We start from the raw sequence: 9,324 nt of genomic DNA on the forward strand, positions 1-9,324 counted from the left end.
ACCACTTTTTATCACCATATAACACTGTCAAAGCTAATGCATCAAGTCATACTTATTACAAATGTTGTTGAAGCAATCAATAACATTTTGAGCACTTCTAGACTCTTAAATTTGGAGAATTAAGTATGAAAAAAAGTTTCTTAAGGATTGCAGTTACCACTACATTAGGTGTTGTGGCTTTTTCTCAGCCAATATAGCTTGCACATGGGAGATCATTCAGAATAGCGTACTCGTGTCGTGGCTTCCTCACTTTCATGATTTTGGATTGGTCTTCGGAATAATTCAACCCATATATACTGGATGCTTAGGAGTTTTAATGTCGCCTGAATCTTTTATTCAGCGACCAATACGATGGTTACAAGTCATTTCTCGCTATCAAGGAACTCACAGTGGTGCTCCCAATTTCGCTTATGAACTCTGCACTCAAAAGAGCGAGCAGATTTTTAATGTAGATATAGATATAGACCTGAGAAGCTGGTGTGTAGCAGTAAATGGTGCTGAGCCAATTCGCCAACAAACTTTAGAAAAGTTTGCACAGATCCTTGAACCCTTTGGTTTCCGAAGGAGAACTTTTTGCCCTGGTTATGGGCTTGCCGAAGCAACTCTTAAAGTTTGTAGCGTCCGAAAAACAGACAGTCCGGTCATCTGCACAGTTCAGGAATCGCACTTGAACAAAACCGTCTTGTTAAAGCTTATGAAAACCAAAAAGATAGCCGGATGCTTGTAGGATACAGTTTCAGTACAAAGACAAATCAGGTATTTTATGCTTCATGTAAACACATACTCAACTACAAAATCTCACGCTCTCGTTATAGGTGGAAGTATTGCTGGTATGCTAGCTGCTCAAGTTCTGTCTAAACATTTTGAGCAAGTAACAATTGTGGAACGGGATAATCTCCCTGAGCAACCAGGACAGCGCCCAGGAGTACCTCAGGCTCAGCATGGACATATACTGCTTCAACGCGGTCAGCAAATTTTAGAACAGCTTTTTCCAGGTTTAAAAACTGAATTAATTGCAGCAGGTGCATACTCTGTTAACATAACCGCAGATCTTCTCTGGTACCTTAACGCATGGACACCTCGCTTTCCTTCCGATATTACTACCATCAACTGTAGTCGAAATCTATTGGAATGGGCTATCCGCCGCCGTGTAGCTAATAATAACCGTGTTGCATTTCTTCAAGGAGCACAGGTAATTGGCTTGTTGTCTAACTCTAGCCACAGTAGAGTTACAGGTGTAAGAGTATACCTACGCAACCAAGGTAAAACTGATTTTACTGCTGATTTAGTAGTGGATGCTAGTGGGCGTAATTCCCATTCCATTCAATGGTTAGAAGCATTGGGCTATGCGACACCACAAAAGACAACTATTAATTCCTTTTTGGGCTATGCCAGCCGATGGTATCAAATTCCAGAAAACTTCCCAGATGATTGGCAAGTCGCCGGAGTATGGGGAAAACCACCAAATATGAGTCGTGGTGGTTGGCTCTTTAAAATCGAGAAAAATAACTGGTTGGTCACACTTTTTAGCGTTAATCGGGATTATCCTCCAACCGATGAAGCTGGCTTTTTAGAATTTGCTCGGAGCCTGAGAGCACCCATCATCTATGAAGCCATCAAAAATGCTCAACCCATCTCACCCGTTTATAGCTACCGACGTACAGAAAATTGCTGGCATCACTATGAAAAACTGTCAAGATTTCCCGAAGGCTTAATAGTATTAGGTGATGCCGTCTGTGCGCTCAATCCTGTTTCCGGTCAGGGTATGTCTGTCTCTGCTTTAAGTGTATTGATTTTGGATGATTGTTTAGTCAAGCAATTTTCCTGCCATCCTCACCGAAATTTAATCGGTTTATCAAAGCGTTTTCAGAGACGACTAAGTCAGGCGATTGCTCTACCTTGGGCGATAGCAACAGGTGAGGACTTACGTTGGTCTACTACAGAAGGTGGACGACCTAACTTCATGACTCGCCTTTTTCAGCAGTATGTAGATCAAGTGCTGCTACATGGGATCGAAAGTCCCCATGTTTACAAAGTTTTTTTAGAAGTTATGCACCTACTCAAACCACCCAGTACACTTCTCCATCCCAGTATTGGTATACCAGTATTGCTACAGTTTATCAAAAGGTTTACTCATAGAAGTGACTGGCAGGTAGCTCGTTTAGTTGCAATTTCGGAAACTAAGAGGACATGAATTTCAAATGCCCTTTTTTGGTAAGCGTTTACTAGTTTTATATACCATCAAAGATAACTTATGCAAACAGATCCTAACACACAGAGCTTTATAATTCAGGAGAGTGAGCCTTCTATGCAAGCTCACTCCAGTCAGGCAGTCTTGCCACCTGGACTTACCCCTGTCTTCAGTGTAAGTATTTTTAACTTACAAGTTTTTCGTCAAGCCATCACGAATGCTATACTGACACTGGTACATGAAATATCTCTGTACATTCAGATCCTTCGCTATGACTTTTCAGCAACACTAATACCATTTTTACTCTTTTTTCTAGCTGGTTGGCATCATGCGAAACTTGCGGTGAATGACCTAGCTTTGCCTCTCAGCAGCGCTATTCTGTACTGCCTCCTATATGCAATTACATTCTGTCTCTCCAATCAACTTAGTGGTATTGAAGAAGATCGTATCAACAAACCCGATCGCCCTTTAGTTAAAGGCTATGTCTCCTACCAGGGAGCACAGATCCGGTGGTACTTTAGCATGATACTTTATTCCTTTGTGGGATGGTGGTTGGGTTTACTCTGGCAAACACTACTATGGCAAGTAATTACTTGCTTGCATAACTTCTGCGGCTGGTCTCGAAACTGGTTGACCAAAAACCTCTGTAACGCGATTGGTTTCTTCCTAGAGCTTTCAACAGCCTGGCAACTTGCGACCCCCCTTGAACCAACAATCCTTCGCTGGATCTCAATTTTATCTGTAGTCATGTTCTTTGTCATACCGCTTCAAGACCTGCGTGATATGGTAGGGGATTATACTATAGGTAGAAAGACCTTCCCCCTAGTCTTTGGTGAGAAAGCCACGCGAATCTTCTTACTCGTTTGCTTCTTAGCCTTACCGCTCATGACGCACCAATTCCTAATAGTGCCTTTGAGAATATCCTTTACTGCTATTTTATGCGATATCCTGCTTGCTGGAATTAGCATAGCGCTCGCTATTAGAGTTGTGCTTTTTCGAGAGCCTCGCGCCGATCACCTGACTTATTTGATGCTCACCTATTGGTTTTGCAGCGTATTAGCAAGTTCAATCATTTTGCTCTAACTATCTCACTAATTTGCGATACGCCCAGATGGTCATTCAAGAAACCATAAATCACGGTTGCAGCTATGAGTTTAGTTGGCAGTCAACTAGTGGATTCTGAGGGATTGCAGAATCTCAGTCTGGAAACGCCCAAAACGCCCAATTTTATTTACTTCCACAAGATTAGACCTCTTGCAAAAGTCCCCGGTTACATGAGAAAAGTAGGTGAGAGTAAGCAACAGCTATGACCTACAAACAGGTAAAACATCTCAAAACCGAAGACTTCAAACGCTTGTGTGGAGTGCGCCCGGAGACTTTTACTGAAATGGTGTCTGTCGTGCAAGAGCGATCGCCCTCAAAAAAGAAAACAGGACGACTAGGAAAACTAAGCGTGGAAGACTAAGTGTTAATGACTTTGGAATATTGGAGAGAGTACTGCACTTACTTTCACATAGGTCATCTTTCCGGGGCAATACACACAATTGTCTTGCAGTCTCAGTGTATTGCGCGATTCACCAGTATTTACCAAGACTGTCTTAAATGTTATGTATGCAGTAAAACCCTCATTTTTTCGCGATCGCGTACCCTTGTGACGACCTGAAGGGAAAAATGGATAAAGTCGAGCTTAGCTAAAGTTCGAGTTGTGGGTGAACACGTACATCAGAAACTTACCTCTCTTCTGTCACTCTCCGGGAGGGCGATCGCTAGAAGCCTCATGAGGCAATCAATACAAGCTATACTATTAGAAAAAAATCGGTCTTGTATTTGTTATTAGAAAAGAATCGCTCGATCGCTTGCTATACAAAAGCTCTAGATTTTAGAAAAGGCAAATGTTTTCGGAGACTGACAGAAGAGGGTTACAGCTATTTTCAGGTAAATAGACCACAATGGTTGAACCAACCGAAGGCATCATCTTCGGTAATATAATTTACAGCAAGAGCCATTGCTCGGTCGAGTAATTCCAGTGTGCGTGCTTCACGGGAACGGAGAAATTGTTTCAGTTTTGACCAACAAAGTTCTATGGGGATAAATCAGGAGAGTAGGGAGGCAAAAACTTGACGAATGCACCAACGGACTCAATGGCAATTTTTACACACTCGGCGTGATGAACCCTCAGGTTATCCATAACCACGATTGCCTCTTTCCACAATTGAGGTGCTAAGACCTGAGTTACATATGTGAGAAACACTTCAGTATTGGTGCTTCCAGGCACAGTCATCGCCGCAACCATTCCATCAAGGTTCAAAGCACCAATCAAAGAAATATTTCCACCCTTGGTTCCAGGAATGCTACCAATTGCTCGTTCCCCGTCTACGGCTCTACCAAACAAGCGTGACATTGATAAATTCAATCCAGCAACATCTCCAAATATTAGGTTTCGTACGTCAATTTTATCTAACCACCGACGATATTCATGGCGTAATTCCTGTACTCGTGGAGTATCTTGCTCACTTGCATAGAGACTTTTTTTTTACAACGTAAGTTTAATTTTTCTACCGCACGATGCATTGTCGAAATGCTGATCCTAATTCCTGTACTTTCCGCAAGGCGATGCCTGCGGCGGGCTACGCCTACGCATAACTCTAAAAGCAACAAATCATTTTTCTCTTCCACCCAAGACTTAATCAAACTAAGATGTTCGATTTTGAATTGTTGGCTTTTGGTGTCCCCCACGTTTTTTGGCTTCAATTTCTCCATTTTGACGATAATGACGCAGTAGGTTTCGTACAAATGACAAGCTTACCTTGAATCTTTGAGCCAAGTGGCGTTGAGAGCCATCATGAGCTTCCCACGCTGCAATCACACGACGACGCAAATCCACTGAGTAAGATACTGGCATCGAATCAAACAATCATTTCAGAGCTATTTTACCAATTTTATGGTTCAATTACCTGAAAATTGCTGTAACTCGAGCTTGAGCAAGTCAAAAATTAACAGTCAAAATAAATGCAAACTCCAAAATTGATTGACCGCACTTACAAAAATTCTACCTGTCGCCCCCTTGGAGCAGTCGAGAAAATAATTTGGTTGTACGACCAAGTTCAACCAGCACATTTTGCGCTGACAGCACAGATTAAAGGAGAATTTAGTCCTGAGCAACTAAAATTTGCCCTCATGCAAGTGCAACAGCGCCATCCATTGCTACGAGTAGGCATCGCTTTAGATAAAACCGAACAGCCCTGGTTTGTCGAAGAGGTAGCTAGCATCCCACTGCGAGTTTTAAGGCGACAGTCCGAGCAACACTGGCAACAAGAAGTTGAGACAGAAATTTCTACACCTTTTAATTGGAACCAGGCACCCCTGGTACGTGCAGTCTTGCTACACTCTCTGGAGATGTCAGAATTAATCATCGTTTACCATCACTCGATCGCCGACGGAACTTCTGGTGCATATTTAATCCGAGACATTTTGCAGGCGATCGCTACCCCTAACACTATCTTCCAGCCTCTACCAATGCCTCTTTCCTTAGAGGAATTGATGCTAGGTAAAGCCGATGCAGCTCTTTCGCCCTGCCCTGTAGGGCTTCAAACTTCAATCTTCAAACCTCAGGCTTCTTCTCTCCGTCCTCGCTTGCTAGCTGGTTCACTTACCTCAGAGACAACAGCTCAATTAATTTCTCGTTGTCGCCAAGAGCAAACTAGCGTTCATGCTGCTATTTGTGCTGCTTTTCTCTTAGCCATCGTCCGTCAATCCAGTTCAAAACAACCGCAAACTCTGAGATGCATGACACCAATTAATCTCCAACGGCATTTCATGTCTGCAACTGATGCACAGTTTAGTCTTGGCGCTACCGCAGCTAAGACTGGGCACACTTTAACTCCTGATACAAGCGTATGGGCAGTGGCTCAGTCAGTCAAACAACAATTAAACCAAGCAATGGAGACCGAGCGGGTCATGGCAGAAATTCAGCAATCTCAAGCATGGATGTCTACAAACCCTAGTTCAACTCAGGTTTTGCAAGGATTTATCGAACAACAAGCTTGCGATCTAGCAGTTACTAATCTCGGACGCTTAGCGATCGCCCAACAGTTTGGGCAACTTCAGCTGCGGAGAATCTACGGACCCTCTGGCATGGGACCCAAGGAATTTAGTCGCATATTAGGAGTTGCAACGGTAAGCGATCAGTTGTGTTTTACGCTGTTTTGTCCTGAGTCGGTCATGTCCTCAGCCGCAGTCGATCAACTGCTACAAGAAGCAATGCAGTTGATTCATGCTGCAATCACGTCAATTTCTTAAGTTCGGCTTTTCCTTGCCACAGATAAAATTATTTTGGGTAACACGTATGGTTTCTCTTGGTATATCATCAAAGGTGGTTGAAAATTCAACAAACCCTCTGGTTTTGACTCTCTTCACTGAACTTCGTTCCCTAATTGCAGATCTTGGTAAGAATGGTGGGTTAATTAGTCCATCTGTTTATGATACTGCCCAAGTGTTGCGTTTTTATCCACCAGCTACAGGTGTAGAGCCAGCATTAGAATGGTTACTAACACAGCAACAAGCTGACGGTGGATGGGGCAATCCCCGGATTTCTCACCACAATTCTCAAAGCCTTATAAAATCTGGATTCCAATGTTTTACACAGCATCAAAAAATAACCTGTCAAAAATGCCCAAAATACATTCTGGGTAAGGATTATGAGGAATGTTCGCGGGACTTGTGAGAATGTGCCACAATTTTTGTAACTTTTTCTTACCCCATAAACACAAGTTGGAACGTAAGCGCATCAGTTTATCTGCTTTAATGTCGGCAGTTTTGATCACAAACAGCTTATAATCTGCCATAAAAGCTTAAAAGTTTCCGAACTGCGGTCGCCTAAAACCCAAGCTATAACTCCCGGAATGTGCTTATTCACTGCTGTCCACAACCAAATTTTGTTTTTTTTTACCGATAAATGTTTCCAATTCATCAATTTGGGTAATTTCTGGTATTTCATCCTTTTGGGGTGTATCAGTCAAAGTATTACCAACCTCTTTTACCCAATTAATGACTGTTGTATGATAGCGAAGCGTTAGCGAGTCTACGAGCGTCTGTACTTTTTTCACTCGTTCTATTGCCCGAAAGCCAGAACCATTAACATACATTTCTAGACATTCACGCTTGATTTCTTCCGAGTAACCTTTCGGTTCATAAGAATCAACAAACTGACGACCACATTCCACACAGATGTAGTTTTGTTTACCTCTTTGTTTACCATTTTTGCGAATGTGGGTTGACGCACACCTTGGACATTTCATAGCGATGGCTACGCCCGCCGAAGGCATCGCACTAATTCATATTTCTATTCTGCAACGCCTTTTTTAGCTGCCATACAGCCTTATCTATGGGATTTTCCCAACTCGTAATTCGTTCATGTCTGAGTGGTAATGCTCAACTGCCTTCAGTTTCTGGTATCCAGGCTATAGTACTGTATCCGTATCCAGGCGTGACAGGACGACCTCCTTTTCCTCCTTGAGGATAATGCTCGTAGGTTCTTTCTCTTAGCGTCGGCGCATCTGGTCTGGACCATGTGGTATGGTCTCCGGCGAGGACAATACGTTCTTGTTTTGGTATATTTTTACTGTATAGTCTCATCAGCTTGTGGCGCTGTGGTCTGGTATCTTGTATTGCCTCATAGATACTTGACCATTGACGACGGAACACTGGACACATTGATAAATCTGCCAGACTGTATGCGTTCCGTGTCAGCAAGATTGCATCCATTAATTCAAATGTCGCATCCTTTGCCCGACATAAACAATCATAAGCTGCTTGACGGAATTCTCTTAACTGTGCAAAAACATCCATAGCGGAAGATGAAAATTGGTTGTGCTTTTTTCATCTTCCGTTGCTGGGGTGCTTTTTCTTACTGGCATCCCTTTCTTTTTTTGCACTGCTACTGTCTAGTCACGCATAACGATCGCTCTTCTTTAGTCTAAAGTCCAGTTATATAGTCATCAACTAGTAGTGCAAAATTGTTTTGTAGTAAGAGGTATACAAAGATTGAACTATAGTATTAATCCCCCATCTACCCTAAATCCTGCCACCATTCAAAAAACCTGTCCCGTTATCAAAGGTTATCCATTTGTTGGCGCTGCCCCCGAGTTTTTTCTCAATCCTCTTCAGTTGTTGCCAAGAGTCACAAAGGAATATCCTAACGAAGTGGTAGATCTGAATTTCGGACCGGTCAAAACTTACTTAGTTACTCACCCTGATCACGTTAAGCACGTTTTGCATGACAACTGGCATAACTTTGGTAAGAGGATGTTTGAAAAGTCAGATAAATGGTAAAAAAGTCTCTGGGTATACGCTGTGAATAGATAATAGACAGCACCGAGAGAACGACATGAGTAAAGCATACCCCAGGAATCTGACCCGCACCCAATATGAATTTCTGAGTGACATGATTCCAGAACCGAAGCCTGGTGGTCGGAAACGTGAAGTCGATATCATGGTAAGGCGATTGGCATAAATTTTGACTTCTCAAAACTTTTCAAACATCCTCTTAGTCCTCAGAAATTCTCGCATATACTGATTAACCAACTCAGGCTGTTCTTGCTGCACCCAATGACCACAATTGGGTATGTACTTGATTTGAAAATCTCTGACATAGGCTGCGGTGTCATAAGTTAGCTCCTTACCGAGTGCAATGTCATTTTCTCCCCAAATCATCAGTGTTGGCACATCCAGAACACCCCAATTTGGATTTAGCATTCTCTGTTGAAAAATATTGCGGTAGTAGTTCAACATTGCTGTGAGAGCACCGCGTTTTGCAACGGCATTTTTATAAGCGTCAATATCCGCTTTATTGAAAGCACTCTTGTTAACTGCTGTAGTTTTTAAACCTGTTTCAATTGCTTGGTAGTCTGAAGATTGTAAGAGTAATTCTGGTATCCACGGTAGTTGAAAGAGGAATATGTAGTTGCTACGTAGCAATTGTTGAGGAGTGCGTAACCCTTGGGCAAATTTGGCAGGATGAGGCAGGTTAATGATAATTAGTTGCTCTAACATTTCGGGGTGAGCATAGGCAAAATTCCAAGCGATCGCACCTCCCCAATCATGCCCAACTAATACACATTTTTGATATCCTAATC

The 9,324-nt window shown here is 42.6% G+C and carries 11 protein-coding genes and 1 pseudogene; 7 read left to right on the plus strand and 5 right to left on the minus strand.

From position 1 onward, the window contains the following. Positions 1 to 232: 232 nt before the first annotated feature. The 4 genes from H6G26_RS34965 to H6G26_RS34980 all read left to right on the plus strand — a co-directional run bounded on the left by H6G26_RS34965 (position 233) and on the right by H6G26_RS34980 (position 3,656). On the plus strand, positions 233 to 727 hold the full coding sequence (locus tag H6G26_RS34965; protein WP_347242559.1) for an AMP-binding protein: 495 nt from the start codon (positions 233 to 235) through the stop codon (positions 725 to 727). 36 nt (positions 728 to 763) lie between these two features. Continuing rightward, positions 764 to 2,194, plus strand: coding sequence for an FAD-dependent monooxygenase (locus tag H6G26_RS34970; protein ID WP_190735778.1), 1,431 nt, complete (start codon positions 764 to 766; stop codon positions 2,192 to 2,194). Positions 2,195 to 2,254: 60 nt separating this feature from the next. Next, positions 2,255 to 3,274, plus strand: coding sequence for a UbiA family prenyltransferase (locus tag H6G26_RS34975; RefSeq protein WP_206757580.1), 1,020 nt, complete (start codon positions 2,255 to 2,257; stop codon positions 3,272 to 3,274). 223 nt (positions 3,275 to 3,497) lie between these two features. Further along, positions 3,498 to 3,656, plus strand: a complete 159-nt coding sequence (locus H6G26_RS34980; protein ID WP_190735782.1) for a hypothetical protein — start codon at positions 3,498 to 3,500, stop codon at positions 3,654 to 3,656. A 615-nt stretch (positions 3,657 to 4,271) separates the two neighbouring features. Here the strand turns inward: H6G26_RS34980 and H6G26_RS34985 are convergent. Together H6G26_RS34985 and H6G26_RS34990 are read right to left on the minus strand one after the other, a co-directional pair. Continuing rightward, entirely contained in the window at positions 4,272 to 4,643 is a 372-nt protein-coding gene (locus H6G26_RS34985; protein ID WP_347242560.1) for a transposase, read from the minus strand. 240 nt (positions 4,644 to 4,883) lie between these two features. Then, positions 4,884 to 5,093 (minus strand): helix-turn-helix domain-containing protein, encoded by a 210-nt coding sequence (locus H6G26_RS34990; RefSeq protein WP_242054112.1) that lies wholly within the window; start codon positions 5,091 to 5,093, stop codon positions 4,884 to 4,886. A 107-nt stretch (positions 5,094 to 5,200) separates the two neighbouring features. On the opposite strand from H6G26_RS34990, the gene H6G26_RS34995 reads away from it, so the two are divergent. Both H6G26_RS34995 and H6G26_RS35000 read left to right on the plus strand, forming a co-directional pair. After that, positions 5,201 to 6,490: a condensation domain-containing protein gene (locus H6G26_RS34995; RefSeq protein ID WP_190735786.1), complete on the plus strand. Its 1,290-nt coding sequence runs from the start codon at positions 5,201 to 5,203 to the stop codon at positions 6,488 to 6,490. Next, a complete protein-coding gene (locus tag H6G26_RS35000; protein ID WP_190735788.1) occupies positions 6,465 to 6,914 on the plus strand; it encodes a hypothetical protein in 450 nt (149 codons plus the stop codon). The genes H6G26_RS34995 and H6G26_RS35000 overlap by 26 nt, the downstream gene beginning before the upstream one ends. 141 nt (positions 6,915 to 7,055) lie before the next feature. On the opposite strand, the pseudogene H6G26_RS35010 reads toward H6G26_RS35000, so the two are convergent. Next, positions 7,056 to 7,488 (minus strand): annotated as a pseudogene (locus H6G26_RS35010) (IS1 family transposase); the annotation flags it as partial. Positions 7,489 to 7,621: 133 nt separating this feature from the next. Beyond that, complete coding sequence (locus H6G26_RS35015; RefSeq protein ID WP_242054113.1) at positions 7,622 to 8,038, minus strand: transposase; 417 nt, start codon at positions 8,036 to 8,038, stop codon at positions 7,622 to 7,624. A 538-nt stretch (positions 8,039 to 8,576) separates the two neighbouring features. Between H6G26_RS35015 and H6G26_RS44035 the strand changes: the two genes are divergently transcribed. After that, positions 8,577 to 8,702 (plus strand): hypothetical protein, encoded by a 126-nt coding sequence (locus H6G26_RS44035; RefSeq protein ID WP_277883952.1) that lies wholly within the window; start codon positions 8,577 to 8,579, stop codon positions 8,700 to 8,702. An 11-nt stretch (positions 8,703 to 8,713) separates the two neighbouring features. Here H6G26_RS44035 and H6G26_RS35025 read toward each other — a convergent pair. After that, positions 8,714 to 9,324 (minus strand): alpha/beta hydrolase (locus tag H6G26_RS35025; protein WP_190735795.1); only part of this gene is annotated, 611 nt, incomplete at its 5' end.

Source organism: Nostoc sp. FACHB-888 (genome assembly GCF_014696655.1).
Classification (GTDB): domain Bacteria; phylum Cyanobacteriota; class Cyanobacteriia; order Cyanobacteriales; family Nostocaceae; genus Nostoc.